22 protein-coding genes are annotated in these 22,813 nt (G+C 54.0%); 14 read left to right on the top strand and 8 right to left on the bottom strand.

The annotated features are described in order from the left end of the window. Positions 1-104 precede the first annotated feature (104 nt). A complete protein-coding gene (locus NST26_RS31760; protein ID WP_340980692.1) occupies positions 105-1,340 on the top strand; it encodes an alpha/beta hydrolase family protein in 1,236 nt (411 codons plus the stop codon). Between the two features lie 17 nt (positions 1,341-1,357). Here NST26_RS31760 and NST26_RS31755 read toward each other — a convergent pair whose 3' ends face one another. After that, on the bottom strand, positions 1,358-2,185 hold the full coding sequence (locus NST26_RS31755; protein ID WP_340980691.1) for a GNAT family N-acetyltransferase: 828 nt from the start codon (positions 2,183-2,185) through the stop codon (positions 1,358-1,360). Positions 2,186-2,281: 96 nt separating this feature from the next. Beyond that, positions 2,282-3,505 (bottom strand): UvrB/UvrC motif-containing protein, encoded by a 1,224-nt coding sequence (locus NST26_RS31750; RefSeq protein WP_340980690.1) that lies wholly within the window; start codon positions 3,503-3,505, stop codon positions 2,282-2,284. 85 nt (positions 3,506-3,590) lie between these two features. Between NST26_RS31750 and NST26_RS31745 the strand changes: the two genes are divergently transcribed. The 10 genes from NST26_RS31745 to NST26_RS31700 all read left to right on the top strand — a co-directional run bounded on the left by NST26_RS31745 (position 3,591) and on the right by NST26_RS31700 (position 14,017). After that, complete coding sequence (locus NST26_RS31745) at positions 3,591-4,412, top strand: MerR family transcriptional regulator (RefSeq protein ID WP_340980689.1); 822 nt, start codon at positions 3,591-3,593, stop codon at positions 4,410-4,412. 139 nt (positions 4,413-4,551) lie between these two features. Continuing rightward, a complete protein-coding gene (locus tag NST26_RS31740; protein WP_340980688.1) occupies positions 4,552-6,543 on the top strand; it encodes an FAD-dependent oxidoreductase in 1,992 nt (663 codons plus the stop codon). Positions 6,544-6,619: 76 nt separating this feature from the next. After that, complete coding sequence (locus tag NST26_RS31735) at positions 6,620-7,165, top strand: hypothetical protein (RefSeq protein ID WP_340980687.1); 546 nt, start codon at positions 6,620-6,622, stop codon at positions 7,163-7,165. A gap of 161 nt (positions 7,166-7,326) precedes the next feature. Further along, entirely contained in the window at positions 7,327-8,748 is a 1,422-nt protein-coding gene (locus NST26_RS31730) for a hypothetical protein (protein WP_340980686.1), read from the top strand. A 572-nt stretch (positions 8,749-9,320) separates the two neighbouring features. After that, positions 9,321-9,602 (top strand): hypothetical protein, encoded by a 282-nt coding sequence (locus NST26_RS31725; RefSeq protein WP_036722771.1) that lies wholly within the window; start codon positions 9,321-9,323, stop codon positions 9,600-9,602. A 162-nt stretch (positions 9,603-9,764) separates the two neighbouring features. Then, a complete protein-coding gene (locus NST26_RS31720) occupies positions 9,765-10,613 on the top strand; it encodes an EcsC family protein (protein WP_340980685.1) in 849 nt (282 codons plus the stop codon). Between the two features lie 47 nt (positions 10,614-10,660). Next, positions 10,661-11,848 (top strand): nitric oxide synthase oxygenase, encoded by a 1,188-nt coding sequence (locus tag NST26_RS31715; protein WP_340980684.1) that lies wholly within the window; start codon positions 10,661-10,663, stop codon positions 11,846-11,848. Positions 11,849-12,059: 211 nt separating this feature from the next. Then, on the top strand, positions 12,060-12,416 hold the full coding sequence (locus NST26_RS31710; RefSeq protein ID WP_036722768.1) for a nucleotide excision repair endonuclease: 357 nt from the start codon (positions 12,060-12,062) through the stop codon (positions 12,414-12,416). 191 nt (positions 12,417-12,607) lie between these two features. Then, positions 12,608-13,696, top strand: a complete 1,089-nt coding sequence (gene rlmN / locus NST26_RS31705) for a 23S rRNA (adenine(2503)-C(2))-methyltransferase RlmN (protein ID WP_036722765.1) — start codon at positions 12,608-12,610, stop codon at positions 13,694-13,696. 33 nt (positions 13,697-13,729) lie between these two features. Further along, entirely contained in the window at positions 13,730-14,017 is a 288-nt protein-coding gene (locus NST26_RS31700; RefSeq protein ID WP_340980682.1) for a DUF6509 family protein, read from the top strand. Between the two features lie 99 nt (positions 14,018-14,116). On the opposite strand, the gene NST26_RS31695 is transcribed toward NST26_RS31700, so the two are convergent. The 3 genes from NST26_RS31695 to NST26_RS31685 all read right to left on the bottom strand — a co-directional run bounded on the left by NST26_RS31695 (position 14,117) and on the right by NST26_RS31685 (position 16,580). Beyond that, entirely contained in the window at positions 14,117-14,869 is a 753-nt protein-coding gene (locus NST26_RS31695) for an esterase family protein (RefSeq protein ID WP_339252193.1), read from the bottom strand. A 13-nt stretch (positions 14,870-14,882) separates the two neighbouring features. Then, positions 14,883-16,052: an ATP-grasp domain-containing protein gene (locus tag NST26_RS31690; protein WP_340980681.1), complete on the bottom strand. Its 1,170-nt coding sequence runs from the start codon at positions 16,050-16,052 to the stop codon at positions 14,883-14,885. Positions 16,053-16,148: 96 nt separating this feature from the next. Continuing rightward, the gene (locus NST26_RS31685) at positions 16,149-16,580 is read right to left on the bottom strand and encodes a MarR family winged helix-turn-helix transcriptional regulator (protein WP_339312006.1); all 432 of its coding nucleotides are present in this window, start codon (positions 16,578-16,580) and stop codon (positions 16,149-16,151) included. Positions 16,581-16,805: 225 nt separating this feature from the next. On the opposite strand from NST26_RS31685, the gene NST26_RS31680 reads away from it, so the two are divergent. From NST26_RS31680 to NST26_RS31670, 3 genes are all read left to right on the top strand, one after another. Then, positions 16,806-18,272, top strand: coding sequence for an MDR family MFS transporter (locus NST26_RS31680; RefSeq protein ID WP_340980680.1), 1,467 nt, complete (start codon positions 16,806-16,808; stop codon positions 18,270-18,272). 116 nt (positions 18,273-18,388) lie between these two features. Continuing rightward, entirely contained in the window at positions 18,389-18,871 is a 483-nt protein-coding gene (gene greA / locus NST26_RS31675) for a transcription elongation factor GreA (RefSeq protein ID WP_036691918.1), read from the top strand. Between the two features lie 247 nt (positions 18,872-19,118). After that, the gene (locus tag NST26_RS31670; protein WP_340980679.1) at positions 19,119-20,045 is read left to right on the top strand and encodes an AEC family transporter; all 927 of its coding nucleotides are present in this window, start codon (positions 19,119-19,121) and stop codon (positions 20,043-20,045) included. A gap of 115 nt (positions 20,046-20,160) precedes the next feature. Here NST26_RS31670 and NST26_RS31665 read toward each other — a convergent pair whose 3' ends face one another. The 3 genes from NST26_RS31665 to NST26_RS31655 all read right to left on the bottom strand — a co-directional run bounded on the left by NST26_RS31665 (position 20,161) and on the right by NST26_RS31655 (position 22,810). Beyond that, the gene (locus tag NST26_RS31665; protein WP_340980678.1) at positions 20,161-20,547 is read right to left on the bottom strand and encodes a VOC family protein; all 387 of its coding nucleotides are present in this window, start codon (positions 20,545-20,547) and stop codon (positions 20,161-20,163) included. Between the two features lie 80 nt (positions 20,548-20,627). Further along, on the bottom strand, positions 20,628-21,488 hold the full coding sequence (locus tag NST26_RS31660) for a helix-turn-helix domain-containing protein (protein ID WP_340980677.1): 861 nt from the start codon (positions 21,486-21,488) through the stop codon (positions 20,628-20,630). 146 nt (positions 21,489-21,634) lie between these two features. Beyond that, a complete protein-coding gene (locus NST26_RS31655) occupies positions 21,635-22,810 on the bottom strand; it encodes an ATP-binding response regulator (protein WP_339252181.1) in 1,176 nt (391 codons plus the stop codon). Positions 22,811-22,813 lie beyond the last annotated feature (3 nt).

Here is a 22,813-nt window from a genome sequence, read left to right as displayed (position 1 = left end):
ATCTTATTGCCCTGTAGCTACAGCTTACCGTAAATGGGTATACACCCTTTTCGCAGTTTTTTATGATGAATTCATCACCTCACGCGAAAAGGAGAATTATCCCTATGTACAGCCGCATCAAGCTCTTAAGCTGGATTAGAATTACCCTATTTATCGTATTCGTTATTCTGACATTGTCCCCTGTGATCGAGTGGGGTTTTAGTTGGGGATTGCTGGCGGCATTGCTGTTTATTTTTGCGCTGAAAGGCTCGGTTGATCTGCTCCGCAAGAAGACAGGCGTGAGACCGTCCAGACGTTCAACCCGGGTGTGTAAAAGGCTGCTAACCGCTGTGGCGCTGCTAATCTCACTTATCCCGCCTATTCTATTCCCGCAGTACCGTGCACCTGAAGTGACCGGGGAATATGAGGTCAGAACGGCTGTGTACACCTATACGGACCCTAACCGGATGGAGGGATTTACGGATACCGGAGAGCGCCGGAGGGTGAATGTGGAGTTCTGGTATCCCGGCCACGCGGAGGGAACGTACCCGCTGATCGTCTTTTCCCATGGCGCCTTTGGGGTTAGAGAGAGCAACGCTTCAACCTTCACGGAGCTGGCCAGTCACGGCTATGTTGTGGCATCCGTCGATCATCCTTACCATTCCTTTTATACACAGAGCGTGGACGGGAAGGTCACTATGATTAATGCTGATTATATGCGGGAAGTTAACGATTCCAACAAAGACGGGATTTACACCATGGAGGAGCTATACGGCCTTACGCAAAAATGGATGAAGCTGCGGACCGGAGACATGAATCTGGTAATCGATCATATCCTGGAGAAAGCCGCCAGTAGCGAGGACCCCGTGTACCAACTAATTGATACGGAGCATATTGGCGTAATCGGCCACTCCATGGGTGGTGCGGCAAGCGTCGCGCTTGGCCGGGAGCGCAGCGATGTGGATGCTGTTGTCAATCTGGATGCCCCGTTCTTCACCGAGCTGGTGTATGACCGGAAGATGAATGATCTGGCGGCCAAAGATGAGCCTTACCGCGTACCGCTGCTGAACATATACACGGACGATGTGTGGAGACAGCTCGGGAAGAACTCGGCTTACGCAGCGAATAACACTGGCAATCCGAACTTCAAGGATGCGTATACCGTTCATTTTGAGGGAGCCAAGCACTTGAGCCTGACCGATCTGCCGCTGTTCTCCCCCATCCTGGCGAATATGTTGCAGCGCGGGCAGGCGGATATCGATAAGTATTACTGTATTGAGACCATGAACAGGCTAATTCTTGAATTCTATGACTATACGTTAAAAGGCACCGGCCGGTTTGCGCCGCAGGCGGTGTATTAAAGGGGATGCAGCGGCGGCTATAAGGTGATTCCGGGAAACGCAGTTTTATGCTCCACCCTAGTGAAGCCCAAGGACCGGTACAGCGCAACTGCGCAGGTGTTCAGCTCCCAGACTTCGAGTCTGGCCAGATTCATCCCATTTGCCAAGAAATAATCAAATATATAATTCATGATCACCTTGGCGATTCCGGTTCCCCGGGCTTCGGGCATAACATACAGCGTTTCAATATAACCGCAGCCATCTGCCGCCCAAAAGGTACAGCCTCCCAGCAGCCTGCCGTCCCGCCTAAACGAAAGATTGCGGAAATGGGGATGTCTGCCTTGCTCCGCAAGTGTGTCCAGATTGAGTGGGGTGATAAATATGGTATCGTACCGCTCTTTGTAGACTATCCGTCTGTCCTCTGAATGAAGGTCCTCCGGCTGCACGGTTATCTCTTCCGGCAGGTTGTAAGTGAAGCCTTCCGCAATAGAGGCCTCCATAATTATGCTGTAATTTGCTTCGAACTGGGTCCCTATGTAAAAGTCACGCTGCTTCTGGTCTGCTTGGAATTCGCCGTAGATTCTGGCGGTTAAGTCCGGCCGTAATGCCCGCAGCTCTCTCGCCCGGATCAGTACTTGGTTAAACAGCTCCCGGCTAACTTCCTGCTGTACAATTTCATCCGAATGTTCAGCGGGGTCAACGCTTATATAGATCAGATATGGGGTGTCCGGTGTCTGGTGATGATTGATCGCCGGATAGGTATAGGCACTGCCCAGGTAATCTCCTTGCTCACCCAAAGCAATGAAGATATTCTCTCTGCTGTTCCCGTACTGGTCTGCTTCGGGATGAATAATCTGTATGTTCATCAATGTCCTCCTGTACTCAACGAATCTTCAACGATCATACAAATTATGACATGATTCATCAGGGGACTGATGGTAGAGTTTCTCTATAATCAATTGCTACATATCCAAGACAGAAGACTGAACGAGCTCCGCTATCCCTTCCTCTAACCCCGTCAAACCCTCATCCTCCAGCCACTCTAGCGGGACGAGCAGATAATGGCTGGAGCTGCTCTTCAGGTAGCTGTAGATGATCTGTGCCTCGTCGATCTTGTGGCGGCTCATCTCTTCCGTAGCGGCGGTCTGGCTACTGCTGTGGAAGACCTCCCGGGCGGATGCAGCGATCATCCCGGTGAGCTGCCCCTCGTTCAGGGCGTCCCTTGCCAGCAGGGTACGGTAGAGGATCACGCTGCCCTTGATGAGGATCAGCTTATGGGAGTGCTCGTCTACTGGCTCCAGCACGATAATATTCTTGTTGGCTCCGGTGAATTCGATCACTTGCTCCTTCTGCAGCAGCGAGTGAACCGCCCCCAGATAATCGCGGAATTTGGCGGCGGTCTCGAAGTCGAACCGCAGCGCAGCTTCCTCCATGCGGGCTTCCAGTCCGGCTACAATCCGGCTGTCCCTGCCTTCCAGCAGGCAGATGATCTCGTCTATGACTGCTTCATACTGTGCCACAGCTGCCTCCCCGCCTCCGCACATGCCGATGCATAAGCCCAGCGAGTGGTTCAGGCACCGTGAGTTGCGGGAATGGGGGCTGCTGCACAGAATACGCTGTGATTCTTTGATGCCCAGCACCGCTCTCTCGACCGTACTCCGGCTGGTATAAGGGCCATAGACAAGGCCGCCCGCCTCTGTACTTGGCTCGTAGCCGATCTCAATCTGCCGGTAAGGTGCTTTGTCCACGATGGAAATGTAGCTGTAGGCGAGCGGATTTTTCATTTTGCGGTTATACATCGGCTTGATCTCTTTGATCAGCTGGCATTCCAGCATGAAGGCCTCCAGCTCCGTGTCGGTCAGCCGGTAGTCCAGATCACGGATATGCTTAACCAGTTGCTTCACCTTGGGAGAATGTCCCTTATTATTATAAAAATAAGACTGGACCCGCTTCCTCAGCTGCTTCGCCTTGCCGACATAAATCACATGGCCCAGGCCGTCCTTCATCAGGTATACGCCAGGCGTCAAGGGCAGGCTGGCGACCTTGTCTGTTAGATGTGCGGGCATGGCAGCCGCCTCCGTTCGTGAGTTTCTTCCGTATCTTTCAAGTATAGACCATGCTGCCGCCACCTGCGACAGGAAAAGCTCCTCCCGGTGCTCCGGCAGCAGCGGTGTGACATAATCCACAATGTCTCCCGGCCAAACCCTCTATCATTAACTGCATGAACGATAGGCATGAGCGTATGCGATCAAGTAAGCTGGGGGGCTGCTGATGAAGTATTCGATCGGTGAATTCGCGTCCATTCTGGGAGTGACGGCAGATACACTGCGCTTATATGAGAAACATGATATTGTCCGGCCGATGAAGGATCAGCATAATAACTACAGGTATTTCAATGATTTGGATGCGCGGAATCTATTGACGAGCAGATGGTACCGGAGCATGCAGATTCCGCTTCAGGATGTAGCCGGATTGATTAAGGACGCGCCGTGTGAGCAAGTGATGGAGTCGATTGCTGCCGCGGGTATGCAGCTGGAGGAGGAGATCCGGCGCAGCAGGCTGCTGCTCGGCAAGATTCAGGATATTCAGGCGGAGCTGGCGCAGGTCAGCGCATCTCTATATACGTGCAAGATGAAGCAGGTGCCGGGGATGTACCGGATTCAGCAGACGAACAAGAATCATTTGCTGCAAAAGGAGGATCTCAAAGACACGGTCCAGGCATGGATGGAGCTGCTGCCGTTCACCTTTTATTCCTTCCGGGTTGAGAATAAGGCAGGCGAATGCGTCTGTGGACTAGGGGAGCTGGAGTATAGCTGGGGACTTGGCCTGCTTGCGGAGGATCAGATGAAGCTCGGGGTCTGCCTGAATGACAGTGTGGAGGTTCTGGAGCCGGCGACCTGCATCTCTGCCGTAATTGTCAGCGGCCATGAGGATTACCTGGAGCGGGGAGCCTTCGGGTTCATGCTAGAGTATGTGCAGGCAAGGAATTATAAGATTAGCGGGGATATCAGCGGTAAAATCCTGTTCACTGAGCGCACGGGTAACGGCAGCAAAACGTATTTGGAGATTAATATTCCGGTTGAAGCGGAGTAAGCGTTCACCCTACTTTGAGAAAAGTTTCACATATTGTTCATTGACCTTGGTACAGTACCAAGGTTTACACTTTGTGCGGTAGTCAACAGTCCCATTAGAGAGAAACGGGGCTGCATTAACCACACAGGGGGAGAAATTGATGCGTAAGCAAGCAACAAAACGAGTGTTCCTAATCACCGTATGTCTGGTATTGGTCCTGTCGCTACTAAGCGGCTGCAGCGGTAACAATTCCGCCGCACCGGCAGCTTCAGAGCAGCCGTCCGCTTCGCCGCAGGCGTCACAGCCAGCGGATACAAGTGCTGTACCGGCAGACTTCAAAGCGGGAACCTATAAAGCAGAGGCTGAAGGCAAGGATGGCAAGATTCAGGTTGAGGTGACTCTTGACGATCATTCGGTCATTACCGGAATCGATGTGGTCAGCCAGAACGAAACCGCCGGAATCGGGGTAGAGGCGATCAACAAGGTCAAGGAGGAGATTCTATCCGGCCAGACCCTGAATATTGATGCCGTCAGCGGTGCGTCTGAGTCCAGCAAGGCGATTCTGACCGCTGTGGAGGATGCGCTTAAGCAGGCGGGCGGCAATGTGGAGGCTTTTAAAACAAAGGCTGTAGTGAAATCGGGAGAAGGCAAGACCGAGCAGCTGTCCGCAGATGTGGTCGTGGTTGGTGCAGGTGCGTCCGGTGTGTCGGCAGCGGTATCGGCAGCTGATAAGGGCGCGAAGGTGATCCTGATCGAGAAAACAGCGACGATCGGCGGCGCGAGCAACCTGTCTTGGGCGGGCAAATTCTACAACTCCTCGGCCGCGCTAAGCAGCGGGCTGAAAGTAGAAGTCGAGAAGGAGATTGCCGACTGGATCGTGAACAATCACTGGCGTGTGGATGCGGCGGCGATCCGCCAATACGTTACGAAGTCGGGCGAGACCTATGACTGGCTGACCGGCAAGGGCTACACCACCACCTTCCTGAACTTCGCCGGGGAACAGCTCCATATGCTGCCTCCTTATGAGACCCGCCAGGAGCTGCTGCGCAAGATGCTTGCAGCATCCGTAGAGAAGGGCGGCGGACAGGTGATCACGGAGGCCACCGCGCAGAAGCTGATGACTGGCGCTAATGGAGAGGTGACCGGAGTCGTGGCCAAGAAGTCTGACGGAACAACGCTGGAGATTGCAGGGGCAAGCGTTGTAATGGCTACCGGCGGGTATGCCGGGAATAAAGAGATGGTTAAGGAAGCCTTTGGCTTCGAAGGCGTCAATGGCGGGCTTGGGCAGAACATTGGCGAGGGGCTGAAGATGTCCTGGGAGATCGGCGCAAAGGTGCCGGACAACTTCGGCGGGCAGATGCTGCACCAGACGCTGGCCAGAGCTACAGACAAGCTGAAGACGCAGTATGAGCCGTTTGAAGCCAGCTATCCGATGATGCTGTCTTACCTGCCAACCCTGATGAATGTCGGCCCTTCGGGCGCGAGATTCAGAGATGAAGCGGCGACGCTTACAGCGGTTGCGGCAGCGAATACCAGTGCTTTTAACGGAGCATATCATCTGGTGATTGTCTCGCAGGCGCAGCTGGATGCCCTTAAGGCCAAGGGAATGAAGGGGCTTCAGGCGCCTAAGCTGCCGGGTATGCCGCCGGAATTCTATGCCTCCTATACAGACAAGTTCACACTGGAGCAGCCATGGAAGGATGCCGATAAAGTCTTCGAATCCATGGTAGCGAACGGCGACGGCTTCAAGGGCAATACACTTGAGGAGCTGGCGAAGAATGCAGGGATGGACCCTGAAGTATTTACCGCTGAGTTCAAGCTCTATGAGGAAGCAGCGAAGACGGGCACCGATACGGAGTTCGGCAAGGCGAAGGAATATCTGGTTCCTATGGGCAGCAGCGGGCCGTATTACGCCGTTATTGCCGAGATCAACAACCTCTGTTCAGTAGGCGGTCTGCTGGTCAATACCAAGTTCCAGGTACTGAATGATAAGCGTCTGCCGGTCAAAGGGCTGTACGCCGTGGGCGTGGAGTCCGAAGGGGTGCTTTTCAATGATACCTATGTAGGCAACGGCGTTGGACTGGGCTACTCCTTCACCTCCGGGAGGCTTGGCGGCGAGGATGCGGCAGCGGGCGCATTGGCTAAGGAATAGCCCTTTATAAGTAATTTTCCTCTTTTTGCCGATAAAGAGTTGTCCTGAACTTTACGCGCGAGAAGAGGAGCGTCCGATGTATATTCCCATATCACGAATCAACGCCGCTTCGCTGACCCGCTCACCGCAACAAGCGGACCATACTTCTGCCGGTTCATCTTCGCTCAGCTTCCCGGAGATGATGGCAGCTGTGGGAGCGGCAATTGAGGAACAGGCACGCAGAATCAAGGCAAGGTACAGTCTGTCCGTCCGCATTATGGCGGTAGCCAAAGACGGCAGCAAGGGGGAGAAGACCGGCGCAGGAGACCGGAGTGATCAGCGGGAGCTTATAATCGCTCCGAATATTCTGCAGCAGATGAGCAAAGATCCTGTGATGCAGCGTAAGGTGTATGGCTATCTTGACGAGTATGTGCGCGAGCCGCACTCCTCACCCGGCCATAGTCTGATCGTTCACAGGGACGGAACCTCCTCCCTTCTTCCTGCCGCCTCCAGACCAGCAGCCGTACAGGAGATTACCCATCTACATACCGGGCAACCGGAAATCGCGGGCAGCTTATACGATCAGGACAGACTGAAGCAGCTTGCGTTCCTCCGGGCCAGAAGAGCAGGCAGGCACCGGTAACAGAGTGTAATCCGCAAATAAGATCCCTGAATCCATATGAGGTGGAGGCAGGGGTCTTTTTGTGAGGTTCTGCGCGTCCCTGAGGCGAACAAAGGCCTATCCTCCTGCATAGCATATAGCACCTGCTTGCTATTTGTAAGTGGAAAGGGGGCGCATGGCTAATGGGTATCCAGCTTACTGCGATTCATTGGGTGTATCTGATGTTTATTGTGTTCATTCTGGCGCTGCTGATCAAGCGGCGTGATACGACAATGATCTGTGTGACCGGGATTCTGGCGCTCGGGCTGCTGGCGACGGCAACGCTTAGCGGGTCGGTGTCGGGGATCTTTAATTCTTTTGTCTATGCAACCAGGGAACTGCTCGGCACCATAATGATTATCTCCATTATCGTGGCGATGAGCCGGATTCTGATTATAACAGGCATCAACGAGACGATGGTATCTCCGCTCACCCGGTTCCTGCGCACACCGGCGATGGCCTACTGGGGAATCGGACTGATTATGATGGTGACCTCATTCTTCTTCTGGCCGTCCCCTGCGGTAGCGCTGGTCGGGGCGGTTCTGCTGCCGGTGGCGGTCCGGGTCGGTCTGCCTGCGCTGGGCGCAGCGGTAGCCATGAACCTGTTCGGGCACGGGATCGCCCTCTCCGGCGATTATATTATTCAAGGCGCTCCGAAACTGACGGCGGATGCCGCCGGTCTTCCAGTGTCTAGCGTGATGCAAGCCAGTATCCCCCTGGTTGCTGTGATGGGGATAGTCACGACGGTGAGCGCATTCTGGATGATGAAGCGCGACCAGAAGAATGGCACCTGGAGAGACGGCCTGGTCGCTTCCCCGGGAGCAGCAGAGCCGCTGGCTGATGCGGGGACGGATGATGACCAGCCAGTGCTCATGAGTGACCGTCTGCGCAAAGGGCTGGCGATCGCCATTCCGCTGCTCTTCCTGCTGGATGTGATCGGCATGTTCGTGCTTCACCTGCAAGGCGGAGATGCTACCGCGCTGGTCGGGGGAACCGCCGTGCTGATCCTGATTGTCATTACCCTGCTGGCCCATCGCGGCCAGGGGCAGGGCCTGGAGAAGATCACCGCCTATCTTATCGAAGGATTTACCTTCGGCTTCAAGGTCTTCGGACCGGTCATCCCGATTGCCGCCTTCTTCTATCTGGGCGACGCCGCCTTCACTGAGCTGTACGGCAAGGTGCTGCCGGACGGCTCGCACGGCATCGTGAACGACTTGGGCGTGGCCCTGGCGAATCACGTGCCGCTGAACGGGGTGGTGGGAGCCGTAACGCTGACGGTAATCGGGGCGATTACCGGCCTCGACGGCTCCGGATTCTCCGGCATCTCGCTGGCCGGCTCGATTGCCGGGCTGTTCGCCGCCGCGATCCACTCCGGCGCGGCAACGCTGACCGCCCTTGGGCAGGTGGCCGCCATCTGGGTCGGCGGCGGCACCCTGATCCCGTGGGCGCTCATTCCCGCCGCTGCGATCTGCGGCGTCAGCCCGTTCGAGCTGGCCCGGCGCAATCTGAAGCCGGTCCTGCTGGGCCTTACGGCAATGACCATTGTCGCCATGTTCCTGGTGTAGGCACCGCTTAATAGGCACTGCTTAAGGTACCATACCCTCCACCGGCCCGGCGCATACGGACCCCAGCGCCGTTTTTCCATAGCCACTACCACTCGAGTACACACAGACCTGAGCGTTGTAAACTTCATAACCTCCTCCACTCAGGTACGTACGGACCCCAGCGCCGTTATTTCCAGAATTCAGCCTGTTTTTGAACCCATGCGGACTCCAGAGCCTTTATTGCTCCCATTTGGCCCAATTCGGCCTTGCTTATGGAGGGATAAGGTCTCTCCAGTCCGCATGGAGCGAAAGGCCACGGTTTTGAGAGTAATAACGTCCGTACGGTCCGCATGGAACAAGAGTGTGCGAAAAGGGATAATGACCTCCACCCGTCCAAGCGCATACAGCCCCCAGTACTGAGATTTGCGGAAACCAGCCTGTCCCCCAAAATCACACGTAGCACCAGTTGCTGCCCGCCACAACCAGATAAATATCCGTTCCGGGTGAACCCCGCGCCTACAATCCGCATAAGATTTCCTTCCCTAATCCATCCTACAGAAGAACGGACATTGTGATGGAGGGGGAAGGATCTTATGAAGCATTATGAATCCAGTCTGCGCACCAACAGTACGGTGGATCAGGCGCACGATGCGGTGACGAAGCTGCACAACGCTGTAACCCAGGCTTCGAGTCATCCGACCGGGCAGATGATGGATCAGGCAGAGAACAGCCTGGAGCACGCTGAGGAAGCCGTGCGCCATGCCCCGGAAGGTTCGGTCGGGAAACAAGGGGTAGAGCTGGTCCAAGAGAGACTGGAGGAAGAGAAGCGCAGATTGTCTTCGCTGGATGGGCAGGTTGTCGAGTCCCAGGATTAGAGCCTGGAACAGGCTATGTTGAACAGGCATTCCCAGAGTTGATCCGGGGTGCCTGTTTGCTTTTAATGGTACCCGAGGGGCAATGGGGGGAGCTTGTGCAATCATTTGCCGGGAAATAGGTTATAAGGTAATGACGAGACCATTCAGAGGAGGTACATATCTATGCCGGAAGCGGATAACACTGATTCATGGAGTCCTCCGGAGACACCGGAGATGCTGCATGCTGCGCTTAAGGAAATTACCAGGTGGGAGAAAGAGCAGAATAGGCTGATGATCTGGGACCGGATTACCCGGTTGCCGTTCAAGCTGCTAGATGCAATTACGCCAAAGGTTATCCACGATAAGGTGGGCCGGCTGCTCGATGAACTGGGCGGCTACATCCAGAACGGCGGCAACTATCTGGTGGCTGGGCGCAAGGTGGGCAAGCTGATGGAAGAGACAAGCCGGGCGGCGGGCGCTCCCTCTACTGGGCCGTTCCAGCTGGCTGTCATGGATGCAGCGGCACTGAAGCTCGCGGAGCGGAGCCGGAATACGGCTACGGCTCAGGGGGCGACCACCGGCTTCGGCGGGATTTTTACACTGGCTGCGGATATTCCGGCTGTCCTGGGCCTCTCCTTGAAGGCGATTCAGGAGATCGGCTTGTGTTATGGCTACGATCCGACCGATAAGGCCGAGCGGATCTTCACCGTGAAGGTGATGCAGTTCGCCTCCTCCGATGTGGTCGGAAAGCGCACGCTGCTGAAGGAGCTGAATCTGCAGGCAGGCGGGGACGGCAACATTCTCGCCGCGACCCAGGAGACCGTATCAAGGATTCAGGGCTGGAAGGAGGTAGTAACTGTATACCGCGACAATTGGGGCTGGAAAAAGCTGCTCCAAACCGTTCCGGTTGCAGGCATGTTCTTCGGCGCATACCTCAACCGCAAGACGCTGGAAGAGGTCACAGAGGCTGCGCGGATGCTCTACCGCAAAAGACGGATTATCTCCAGGCTGGCAGAGCTGGAACAGAGATGATACGCTGAGGGAACTGTAGCAGGCAACGCTTGGATAGGAGAGAGAAGATGAAACACACAGCTCCACAGCATAACACTCAGGAGTTGATCGGGCAGGCGGAGTCTTTCATTACGGCCTGCTATCAGGAACTGGGGTTAACAGAGGATGAACGGGACCTGCGTCTGGCGGACATACGCGAAGAGTTGCAGCGCACAGGTACATACAGGCACACGGGAGAAGAGCTGGCGCACGGGGCAAGGATGGCCTGGCGTCATAACAGCCGCTGCATCGGAAGACTGTTTTGGCATTCTCTAGATGTGATTGACGCCCGCAGAGCAGAGACAGTAGCGGAGGTCGCTGAGGCGCTGCTGCATCATATGAAACATGCGAATAACGGCGGCCGTATCCGGCCGGTCATTACCGTCTTCCGCAGTGAAGAGGAGCAAGGCCGTGCTATCCGGATCTGGAATCATCAGTTGATCCGCTATGCCGGTTATCCCGGGGACGGTGAGCATCCGCGTGCCGGTGATCCGGCTTCGGATGAATTCACCGCCGTCTGCCTTAAGCTGGGCTGGCAGGGCACGGGCGGGGATTTCGACATTCTGCCGCTCGTAATCAGCATCGGCGGGGAGGAACCCCGCTGCTTCCCTATCCCGGCAGGACTTGTACAGGAGGTGCCGCTCAGCCACCCGGAGATCCCGCAGTTCACGGAGCTGGGCCTGCGCTGGTATTCCGTTCCGATTGTCTCGGACATGTGCCTGGAGATCGGCGGCATCCGTTATCCGGCAGCGCCATTTAACGGCTGGTACATGGAGACGGAGATCGGCTCGCGGAATTTCGGCGATACGGACCGCTACAACCGCCTGCCTGCGGTGGCTGATCTTCTGGGCCTGGACCGCTCTACGAACACCTCGCTGTGGAAAGACCGGGCCCTACTGGAACTGAACCGGGCGGTCCTCCATTCCTTCAAGCAGGCAGGGGTCAGTATTGTGGATCATCATACAGCCGCAGACCAGTTCGTCCGCTTCCAGGAACAGGAGCAGCAGCAGGGTCGGGAAGTGTCAGGCAAGTGGGGCTGGCTGATTCCGCCGATGTCGCCTTCCTCCACGCCGATCTGGAATGACAACAAGCTGCGTGATTTGCAGCTAAGCCCGCGCTTCGTCTACCGGAAGAAGGAGGCTGATTCTCAGCAGCATGGCGCTGAGGGTGCAGAAGTGAAGGGTTGCCCTTTTCATCAGTCCATGAAGAGTGATTGATCAATAGCTGCCGGGTTTGCGCATCCTGAGGTGAAGGTGAGCACCTTCCTGGCTAATTCGATGCTGTGCAATATGGCGCTTACGCTAGGCATGCCGGAATTGAAGCCGAAGCGCAAGTAACCTATGAGCCAATCTGCACAAGATAGAAATAGTCATGTTACCCTTTCTGTGATACTATTTATTTCTATATCCAATGAGGAAGTGAAGCTTAATGATCAGCATTACCATTCCGTCACCGGAAGTTATTATTTACAAGCAAGCTAACCCTGAGCTGAGCCATATTTACGGATTCACCGATTTCCACCTGATTACCCGCGAAGCCGGCGGCATCTTCATGTTCTACAATGATCAGGACGAGCTGTTGTTTGTGGGCAAGGCCCGCAAGCTAAGACCGCGGATCAAGAAGCATTTCGAGGATAATGTATCCGTGATGAAGCCCCACCGTGATGAGGTTACCCGCATCGAAGTCTGCCTCGTCGAAGATCCGGTGGACAGAGAGATTTATGAGACCTACATCGTGAACAAGCTTCGCGCGAAGTACAATGTCGAGAAGGTTCTGTATAAATAAGGTTTGATGGAAAAGGCGTGGTCCCTGCGGACTGCGCTTTTTATTTTTCCTGCTTCAAGCACCCAACTCCGCAGCGTTTCCTCTTGTTTTAATAAACGAAATTTGAGACAATAAGGTATTGTTGCTGCTAATGTCCCTGTCAAGGTAGAATAGATAGATTGAACTTTAATGTTTTGAAAAGAGGATATGAAATGAATAAAGAATCCATTTATGGATTGACCTTGGAGCAATTGACGGCATGGCTGCTGGAGCATGGCCACAAGAAATCCCGGGCCGCTGCTGTCTGGGAATGGCTGTACCGCAAGCGGATCACCAGCTTCGCCGAGATGGACGGAATGAATCAGGAATGCATAGAGCTGCTGGAAGAGCATTATGTGTTTCAGACGATGGAAGAGCATGTCAAGCAGGAATCGGCCGACGGTACGGTGAAGTTCCTCTTCCGCCTCCAGGACGGCAACCTGATTGAGACAGTGATGATGCGGCAGAAGTACGGCTTGTCCGTATGTGTCACCACTCAGGTCGGCTGTAATATCGGGTGCAGCTTCTGTGCAAGCGGGCTGCTGGCGAAGAGCCGGGACCTGACCAGCGGCGAGATCGTGGAGCAGATTATGAAGGTCCAGCATTATCTGGATCAGGCTGGTCTGGGCCAGAAGGTCACCCATGTCGTGGTTATGGGGATCGGCGAGCCGTTCGATAACTTCCGGCATCTGCTGAACTTCCTGATTACCATCAAGGATCACAAGGGTCTGGCGATTGCCGGCAAAGGAATCACAGTATCCACCAGCGGTCTGGCGGACAAAATCAGAGAATTCGCCGACGCCAATATGCAGGTCAATCTGGCGATCTCGCTGCATGCCCCGAATAATGAGCTGCGGACACAGATTATGAAGATTAACCGGGCGATTCCTATAGAGAAGTTAATGCCGGCGATTGATTACTATCTGGAGAAGACGAACCGGAGAATCACGCTGGAGTATATCCTGCTGAAGGATATCAATGACCGCGAGGAGCATGCGCTGGAGCTGGCCGAGTTGATTGGAGACCGCCGCCAGCTGGCGAACGTCAACCTGATTCCGTATAATCCCGTAGATGAGCATAGCCAATATCAGCGGAGCAGTCGGGAGTCGGTGCGTGCCTTCTTCGATACGCTGAAGAAGCAGGGTGTCAGTGTCAGCACCCGGCTGGAGCAGGGCGTCGATATTGATGCGGCCTGCGGACAGCTGCGCAGCAAGCAGATTAAGAAGACCAAAGGCAAAGCCGCAGATACTGTGTTACAATAATCTGGCAGTGAATTGAGAAATGAGGAATGCAACTTGTTGACATTTACAAGCTACACCGTGGAGAACGTAAGAGATCCATTTAATATCCTAAGCGGCAAGCGATATGAGTTCGTCGTGAATATTGATGTGCCGGAGGAGGATGAGCTGTACGTGGAGAACGGCGTGTCCGCCCGCGTGATTGTCAAAGTGGAAGAAGAGCAGACAAGCATTGTCAGCTACGATCTGCTGGAGACCTCGTCAGGCCAGCTGCTCGATTTCGATATGGAAGAAGATGAGGAAGCCGCGCTGCTTCAATTCTGTTCGGAGCATGTTCCTGCATAGGACAGGGCGGCAGCGGTCTTAAGAAAAGGAACTGCTGATTTCAGCAGTTCCTTTTTTTGTGCAAATCTACAACTGGATTCGCGTTCAAGCCCCGCTTCACTAGCCCAGGCAGCCTTCCACATAATAATGAATCTGCTTGTTCCACCATGGCCAGTCATGGCTGACATCATGGCCCCAGTAGTCGATCCGGGCCGGAATGCCCTTCTGCCCCAGCACCTCCTGAAGCAGCCGGGTCTCATGCAGCATCTCATCCTCATACGCCCCTTGACCGACACAGACGATAATTGTGCTGTTGCGGTACTGGTTCAGATAATGCTCATCCGTCAGGCCCGGCAGGTAATGCAGCGGTGAATTAAGATAGACGTTCCCGCTCATATAGTCGCCGAAGAAGTAGTAGGTGGAGTAGACGCCGCTCAGGGCGATCAAGGTATCGAAATAGTGCGGATAACGGAAAAAGAAGCTGGCGCTGTAATAAGCGCCCATCGAGCAGCCGGAGATCAAAATGCGCTGGTCGGTCCCGCCGTTGTTGTGCTTGCTCTCATGGAGGATGCCGGGAATCAGCTCATGCGCAATATATTTGTCATACTGTTCATGACGGTGTATCCGGTCCTCATTGTTCCAGTGGGTGGAGAAGAAGGTCTCCTCGTCCAGACTGTCACAGGCCCAGATCTGCAGCTTGCCCGCTTCAATGAAGGACGAGAGCGTATCGATCATGCCCGAATCCTCATATTGATAAAAGCGTCCAAGCGAGGTGGGGAAGACGAGCATCGGTTTGCCGGCGTGGCCGTAAATTTTATACTCCATGTCTCTGCCCAGGTTGTGGCTGTACTCCTTATGGTAGCTTATCCTCATCCGTTAACACATCCTATCCCTCTTCTTGTTGAATATAGCCTCTAATGTCTCTGACCTCCGAAAGCTCGGGTGAACGGAACTGATAAGCGCGGTTGCCCATTGCTCTGCTGAAGACCTCTTCAATCTCGTCATAATTGACGATCTTCCCGCCGAATGCATTGTAGATGTCCTCATGGCTGTGAGCGTAATGCTTATGATTCTTGCGGCTGGCATAGCCGGTATAATATTTGCCTTCGTATGGACCGCCGACCTCATTATGCACAACCATGCTGGCCCATTCCTTATACACATTCACATCATAGGCGAAGTTAATCGCATCAGTCATCCAAGCGCCGGGCGGGCGCATATTTACTTCCAGGGCAATGATCCGGCCATCCTTGTGCGATTTGAACAGCTCGATATGGAAGAACCGTTCCCGGATGTCAAAAGCCTGCAAAATGCTCCGGCCCGCCTCCTCGACCTCTGGACTGATCTCCCGCAGACAGAAGTAGTAGAGGTGATTGTCCGTATTGACGACATCCATCACACTGTTCTCGAACAGGTGGCTGACCGCGAAGCGTACATTCCCGTCCCTGTCCACCAGCCCGTCATAGGTGAGGATGACCCCGTCTATGAATTCCTCAATAATGAAGGCTACATCCTCCGGCTTCGTGTCAAAAAAGTGCTGGAGCTCCTCTTCGTTATTGATCTTATACGTGTTACTGGCCCCGGAGCCGAGATCGGGCTTCACCACCAGCGGGAAGCCGGCGCTCTGGATGAAGCTCTCGACGCTCTCACGCGTTGTGCCGGTGGAGAACTGGACGGTGCTTACCCCGCTTTTGCGGAAAAATTCCTTCATCTTGGACTTCTGCTTCAGATTATGGACGAAATCCGACTTAGTGCCGTAGATGTTGAAGTCCGTACGGATCGCGGCATCCTGCTCCAGCCAGTATTCATTCAGCGACTCGAAGCGGTCAATCTTGCCGTACTTATGGGTGAAATAACCGACAGCCCGCAGAATCTCCTCGTAGCTCTCGAGGTTGCTTACCCTGTAGTACTCGGTCAATGCCGATTTCAGCTTGTCCTCCAGCTGGTCATAGGCTGCATCGCCAATCCCAAGCACCGTGGCTCCCTGCTCCCGCAGATGTGTACAGAATTCAGCGCTGTTCTTAGGGAAATGCGGGGAAAAGAAAATAAAGTTCATGCAGACCGGCCCCTTTGGCTAAAATATAATTCCGAGTTGTTTTGTATGATTAATTCAATCTACCAGCTTCGCCAGCATCCGTCAATCCTCTTGGTGCTATTTTGGCTGCAGGGTGCGGTTGAGCCGGGCGAGCAGCCCGCTGAAGAGTCCGCAGTCCTCCGGGGACCAATCCCCGAAGATCTCCCCGTAGCGCGCAAGCCGGATGTCCCGGGCCTCGGCGAAGGTCTGTGCACCAAGCGCAGTAAGCTGAAAATAGCTGGAGCGCCCATCCTGCGGATCAGGCACCCGTTCCACATAGTTCTTCGCCTCCAGGACACTTGTCTGCCTGCTGATGGTAGAGGTGTCGAGGCCGAATTGTTCGGCAAGCGCCTTAACGCCTACCTTGTCGTGTATCGACAGATGGTGGAGCAGGGTATACGAGGAGCGGTCCAGCCCGCCATGCTTCTTATCCAGCGAGCCGAGGCGGATCAGCGTGATCAGCTCCTGGTTCAGAGCTTCGAGGTGCTTATCCTTCTGTTCATCAGCCATAGTTAGATTCCGTCCTTTACCGGTTACTTTGTCATATGTCTCCCTAGTATAAGTGATAACACCGGCCTTATGCTAAGTCACCGGATATTGCCGCCTTGTTATGAAAGAATCATGAAATAGGTCACATTGACTTTCAAACATATAGTTGTATAATACACATATATTAAATTAATTGTATCATACACCTATATTGGGGTGAACCGCAAAATAGAGGAGAGAGCGCCCTTGAGCAGTCCGGCGGCAAAACATTCATCATTCTGGCTGATTATTCTGGCCATCTTTTTCGGCAATTTCATGGCTATTCTCTGTACAACCACCATTAACGTAGCGTTCCCGGTCTTCCTGAAGGACTTCCACGCCGGGATCAGCACCGTACAGTGGATGATTACCGGCTATCTGCTGGCTACCGGCGTCATTGCACCTGTGGTGGGTTATTTCGGGGATAAATGGAGCTATAAGCTTCTCTACGTATTCGCCCTGTCGGGCTTCACCTTGTTCTCGGCACTATGTACGGTGGCCTGGAATATTCATTCACTGATTACCTTCCGCATTATCCAAGGGATATTCGGCGGTCTGATCATCCCTACCACCATGACGATGATTTATCAGTTTATCGAAAAAGAAAAGCAGGCCTTCGCCATGAGTCTCTGGAGCCTGTCCTCGATGCTGGCGCCTGCCTTCGGCCCGACACTCGGCGGCTGGCTGACCGGCTATTTCGGCTGGAAATCGCTGTTCGTAATCAATCTGCCGATTGGGCTGATTGCCATTGGCGTAGCTCTCAAGTGCCTGCCCTTCCAGCGGCAGAACACCGGGAGCAGAAGCTTTGATCTGCCGGGCTTTGTCACAGTCATTCTAAGCAGCGCCTTCATTATTCTGGCGTTCAATAAAGGGGGCGCCTGGGGCTGGACGTCATGGAATACCCTGACCTTGCTGCTGGTTGGGGCGGCGGCCTTAACGTATTTCATCCGCAGGGAGCTGTCGATCCAGGAGCCGCTGCTGAATCTGAAGGTATTCCGGCAGAGCCGGTTCACCTACAGCCTCATCATCAACTGCATTATTACCGTTGCGTTATACTCGGGGACCTTCCTGATCCCGGTCTTCCTGCAGGATATCCAGCAGTCTACCCCGCTGAAGACCGCGTTGGTGCTATTGCCGGGCTCCATCGTGATGGCTGTTCTGTCACCGGTGGTCGGCAAGCTGTACTCCCGGATCGGACCGTTCTGGCTGATCCTGGGCGGCATTCTGCTGCTGAGCGCTTCAACCTGGGAGCTTGCCCACATCACGCTGGCCGTGACCCATACCCGTGTCGCGGTGCTTATGGCGGTGCGCAATGTCGGCATTGCGCTGGCCTTTATGCCGGTGACCAATGCCGGAATGTCGGCGGTGCCAAGGGCCATCACCGGCCACGCCTCCTCCGTGACCAACTGGGTCCGCCAGGCTACAGGTGCCTTATCCATTGCCGTATTCAGCTCGCTGCTCGCTTCCAGATCGCTGGCCCACCAGCAGGAGCTGGCGGATGGGCCAGCCCGGGCAGCCGGTTCTCTGTTGAAGGCGCAGGGGATGACGATGGGCGTGCAGGATATTTTCCTGATCGCTACGGCAGTGGGGCTGCTGGCTATTCCGCTGACCTTTCTCCTGAGAAGCGGCAGAGGCAAGCCTGCAGCGGCCCCTGCTCCGCAGGCAGAGGCTTGAAGCCGGGACTCTGCCGTAAATACTCCTTAATAATGCGTTATAGCGCTTTCTCTTCGCATGTTGGGCGATTATGAGTTAGAATACTATAAAGTGAGCAAATAATAGGAGTTGTATACATGTCTAATAATGACGAAGTATTTTTGACCAAAGAAGGCTTGGCTAAGCTGGAGGAAGAGCTGAGGGAACTGAAGGGAGCAGGGCGCAAGGAGCTTGCAGCCCGGCTTAAGCTGGCGATCAGCTACGGCGATCTGAAGGAGAACAGCGAATACCACTCCGCCAAGGAGGATCAATCCTTCATGGAGACCCGCATTATGATTTTGGAGAAGATGCTGATCAAGGCGCAGATCGTGGATGCCAGCAATATGGATCTGAGTACAGTCAGCGTAGGCTGCATCGTTATCCTCAACGATGTGGAGTACTCGGAGAAGATTGAATATAGAGTGGTTGGCCCGGCGGAAGCCGATGTGCTGGACAACAAGATCTCCTACGAGAGCCCGCTCGGCAAAGAGCTGATCGGCAAAAAGGTAGGCGATATCATTAGCGTCAATGCCCCGATGGGGATCATCAAATACGAGCTGCTTGAGATCAAAATGCTGTAAAATGAAGACCCAACCGGAATCCCGTGGCCCTTAATTTAAGGGTGCGGGATTTTTTTTATGTTTTGGGGCCTCCGCAAAGTACCTGAGTCATCATCTAAGCTAAAGCCCCACTTTGTGGGGTTATTTTGTCTGCACGCGGCGGGGGTCATAGGCAATTGCTATCAAGGATATTGCTTCCTTGTCTTAGACGCTCCCTGCCGGGAGGGTTATAGTAGAAAATAACTACTGCATAGAGGAGTCCTGGCTTGTGATTCAGACTGTACTCACGACACTTGTTGAGGTCATCGTACCGCTGTCCATTCCGGTGGCCGCCGGAGCGCTGCTTGGACGGTATAAGCAGCTCGATACGAAGCCTCTGCTGACGCTGTATCTGTATTTTCTCAGTCCGGCTATTATTCTGGACACGCTGGCTACGGCAGATATCTCCTTCGATGATGTCTATAAGACACTGGCCTTCTCGCTCATGAACCTGTTTCTGCTGTGGGGTGTGGCGACCCTAATCGGTAAAATGCTGAAGCTGGCTCCGCCGGAGGCCGCCGGCCTGACGCTCATCTCCACCTTCACGAACAGCGTCAATTACGGCCTGCCGCTGGTGCTGCTGGCCTTCGGCCAGCTGGGCCTGGACAAGGCATCGGTCTATGTCATCGCCCAGATGGTGATCGTGAATACGATCGGCGTGTATTTTGCCGCCCGGTCACAGTTCTCCGTGCGCAGCGCGGTGAAGTCCGTCTTCTCGCTGCCGGCCATCTACGCCGCCATCCTGGCGCTGCTGCTGCGGGCGCTGGGCCTTCATATGCCGCATGAGCTGGCCTCAGGGGTGTCGATGGCCGCCGGAGCATATTCGCCGGTAGTACTGGCGATCCTCGGCGCGCAGATGGTCAAGGTCCAGGCAGCACACACGGAGCGCAATGTGCAGCTGGCCTTCTGGACGGGGCTGACCGTCCGGCTGGTGCTGGCTCCGCTGCTGGCCGCGCTGGTGCTGCTCGCCCTGAACATCACAGGCACCCTGTTCTCGGTGCTGCTGATTCTGGCTTCCATGCCGGTGGCTGTCAATTCCGTCGTCCTGGCCGAACGCTTCGGCAGCTCGCCTGCGCTGGTCTCGCGCTGTATCGTCTGGACGACGCTGGCCTCCTTCCTGGTCCTGCCGGTGCTGATTGCGGCGGTGGGGGGATAGGGAGGCGCAACGAATGTATGCGAAAAACAGCATACAATTTGCTGCTGCGGGGGTGCGCGGGCCAAATATGTGCGAAAAACTGAATAGAGGGGCAACTGTGCCCCCCTGGAAGTAATTATTTAGACACAGGCACTTCACTCATCAATGCATGTACATTTTTATCGGGGTCCTGAAAGAACGTCATCCAGGTTGCGGTTTGACCCATCTCAGCCACTTTATGCGGCTTGTCCAGGAAATGCACATTCCGCCCGACTAACGTTTCGTACGATGCGTGTATATTGTCAACTTGGAAATAGAACACCGAGCTGGGATGATCGAACCGCGGGTCTTCAGCAATACTCAAGACCATCTGAAGTCCGTTACACTCCAGGAAAGTCATGTTTGGGATCTGAAATAACAGGTTTAGGCCTAGGGTATCTTGATAGAATCGGGTGGCAGCCTCCATGTCATGTACCCGAATGGATATTTGCCCAATGCCTTTGATTTGAAATTCTGAATTCATGTGAATATCGCTCCCTTGTTATATTGTATGTTCCACGCAGTAAATGTAACATGTGCGGATGAAGCGTTACTTTTCCAAAATCACTTTTTTCTAAACATCCGGGGTGAGTATCCCATTCTTTGTTTAAAAACCTTATTGAAGGAAGAGACATTGTCGAATCCAACACTTAGGCTAATCTCGGTTACACTGCTTTCCGTTTGAGCAAGGAGACGCTGTGCTTCAAGTATCCTTTTTTCGAGGATGAACTGGTGTGGCGTTCTTTTGAAAAAGTGGCGGAAGTTGCGGATCAGATGGTTTTTAGAAAGACAAGCGACTCTTGAAACTTCTTCAAGGGACACGTTTTGGTTGTAATAAGCATGTAAGTACTCGTATGCTAGTGTCAACCGCCGAAAGAGTTCTTCTCTAGTGGCTGGCCGCATACCTGGCAATGTATTAATTTCTTGAGAAATCTTCTGGTGGACGTTAAGCATTGCTTGAATTAGACTTTGATATTGTTCATCGACCCAGAGATTCTCGCTGCCGAGTACAGGTAAGGAATTCTTGAAGTTCTCGAGAAGTGGAGTTATCAGATGACTATTGCGGTATGACTTTGTATGAAATTGCAACGGGTGCTTAGATTCTGAGAATGGATCGTCCAAAGACTTCTCTATTCCTAAATGAACGGCTCTATGAACCTCTTCAGCAAAGCCAGTCTTGAAAAATACACAAAAAGAGTCGACTTCGGTTTCTGACTCAATGACTATAGCGTACTGCTCCCCTTCATTTAACAGGAGGTAGCCCTCTCGCTCAACAGCATAATGGCCGAGTTTTGTTTTGTAATAGGCTCGGCCATTCCGAAATGTCTTTAAGGAAAGGGGGCCGGTGCCTTCCCAATGATGAGTTGTACTTCGCGCTTGCAGCACGAAGTTCCGCTGGAACAAAGGGAATCTGGAGGTTCCCATCTATAGAGTTCATCCCCTTCCACAGTTGGTCCATTCCATTCTACAATAGTCCACAGCAATAACAAAGAAGCTCCCTCTTCATGATCTGAAGGGGGAGCTTCTTGTATACAGTGAGGCTGCTTCATGCTGAACAATAGGGCGAAGCCTCAATCCGGCTGGCCTTCAGCGACCTGGATGGTGAAGATGAAGGTAGCTCCGCCCACTAGACCCGGCTTGGCATAGATCGTTCCGCCCATGAGGTCGACCAGCATTTTGCAGATGGACAGCCCGAGCCCGGTTCCGCCGAACTTGCGGTTGATGGTGGCTCCGATCTGGGTGAACGGCTGGAACAGATAGTTCATCTTATCCGCTGGAATGCCAATGCCGGTATCTTCAATAATGAATTCCAGCTCCAGCAGCTTATCCATAGCCTGCCGGAGATGGACATGCACTTTGACGCCGCCGGTGATCGTGAACTTGATGGCATTGCCGATCAGGTTATTCAGTACCTGGCGCAGACGGTTGGGGTCACCGATAAGCAGGGCAGGAATGTCAGAATCAATAGAGGTCTCCAGGGTCAGGTTGCGTTCTTTCGCCAGAGCCCTGAACAGATCGACCGTTTCTTTGATGCAGGAGTGAAGATTGAAGAGCTCGTAATCCAGCTCCATTTTACCGGATTCGATCTTGGTGAAGTCCAGGATGTGCGTAATGACAGAGACAAGCGCGTGACCGCTGGTATGAATGATTTCGGCCATCTCCTGGTCGTCAGCAGACAGCTCGGAGGAACGAAGCACATCCGACATGGCAATAATCCCGTTCAGCGGGGTGCGGATCTCATGGCTCATCATGGCAAGGAAACCGCTCTTGATCCGCAACGCCAACTCGGCCGTCTCCTTCAGCTCGGTCAGGATGCCGTTGGCCTTCTCCAGCTCCTGCGTTTTGAGCTGCAGCTCCTTGCGGGTCTGGTAGAGACGGACGAAGCCGTCAATCTTGCTTTTTAACACGGTCGGATGGAACGGCTTGGTCAGATAGTCAATGGCCCCGGCCGAGTAAGCCAACATATAGTTCTCCAGCTCCGAGGTCAGCGAGGTTAAGAAAATAATAGGGATATCCCGTGACTTCTGACGCATCTTAATCCGTTTCGCCGTTTCAAATCCGTTCATGCCAGGCATGAGCACATCCATAATGATCAGGGCGAATTCCTGCTCCAGCAGACATTTCAGAGCATCCAGGCCCGAGAGGGCTTGAACCAGCCGGTAGGGTGAATCGGCCAGCAATGCCTGAATGGACAGGAACTCGTCTGCCCGGTCATCTACAACCAAAATATTAATCGGATACTCCATGCT

It is taken from the genome of Paenibacillus sp. FSL R7-0128, from assembly GCF_038002245.1.
Classification (GTDB): Bacteria; Bacillota; Bacilli; order Paenibacillales; family Paenibacillaceae; genus Paenibacillus_AQ; species Paenibacillus_AQ silagei.
The sequence above is the reverse complement of the archived record's forward strand: the minus strand, read 5'-3'. Positions and strand labels throughout refer to the sequence as shown.

Coding starts and splice junctions, on each gene's coding strand:
- NST26_RS31725 (WP_036722771.1), top strand. CDS start 9,321: ATGAAGCATTATGAATCCAGTCTGCGCACCAACAGTACGGTGGATCAG.
- NST26_RS31745 (WP_340980689.1), top strand. CDS start 3,591: ATGAAGTATTCGATCGGTGAATTCGCGTCCATTCTGGGAGTGACGGCA.
- NST26_RS31685 (WP_339312006.1), bottom strand. CDS start 16,580: ATGGCTGATGAACAGAAGGATAAGCACCTCGAAGCTCTGAACCAGGAG.
- greA (WP_036691918.1), top strand. CDS start 18,389: ATGTCTAATAATGACGAAGTATTTTTGACCAAAGAAGGCTTGGCTAAG.
- NST26_RS31660 (WP_340980677.1), bottom strand. CDS start 21,488: ATGGGAACCTCCAGATTCCCTTTGTTCCAGCGGAACTTCGTGCTGCAA.
- NST26_RS31735 (WP_340980687.1), top strand. CDS start 6,620: ATGTATATTCCCATATCACGAATCAACGCCGCTTCGCTGACCCGCTCA.
- NST26_RS31730 (WP_340980686.1), top strand. CDS start 7,327: ATGGGTATCCAGCTTACTGCGATTCATTGGGTGTATCTGATGTTTATT.
- NST26_RS31760 (WP_340980692.1), top strand. CDS start 105: ATGTACAGCCGCATCAAGCTCTTAAGCTGGATTAGAATTACCCTATTT.
- NST26_RS31665 (WP_340980678.1), bottom strand. CDS start 20,547: ATGAATTCAGAATTTCAAATCAAAGGCATTGGGCAAATATCCATTCGG.
- rlmN (WP_036722765.1), top strand. CDS start 12,608: ATGAATAAAGAATCCATTTATGGATTGACCTTGGAGCAATTGACGGCA.
- NST26_RS31755 (WP_340980691.1), bottom strand. CDS start 2,185: ATGAACATACAGATTATTCATCCCGAAGCAGACCAGTACGGGAACAGC.
- NST26_RS31720 (WP_340980685.1), top strand. CDS start 9,765: ATGCCGGAAGCGGATAACACTGATTCATGGAGTCCTCCGGAGACACCG.
- NST26_RS31695 (WP_339252193.1), bottom strand. CDS start 14,869: ATGAGGATAAGCTACCATAAGGAGTACAGCCACAACCTGGGCAGAGAC.
- NST26_RS31740 (WP_340980688.1), top strand. CDS start 4,552: ATGCGTAAGCAAGCAACAAAACGAGTGTTCCTAATCACCGTATGTCTG.
- NST26_RS31655 (WP_339252181.1), bottom strand. CDS start 22,810: ATGGAGTATCCGATTAATATTTTGGTTGTAGATGACCGGGCAGACGAG.
- NST26_RS31710 (WP_036722768.1), top strand. CDS start 12,060: ATGATCAGCATTACCATTCCGTCACCGGAAGTTATTATTTACAAGCAA.
- NST26_RS31690 (WP_340980681.1), bottom strand. CDS start 16,052: ATGAACTTTATTTTCTTTTCCCCGCATTTCCCTAAGAACAGCGCTGAA.
- NST26_RS31715 (WP_340980684.1), top strand. CDS start 10,661: ATGAAACACACAGCTCCACAGCATAACACTCAGGAGTTGATCGGGCAG.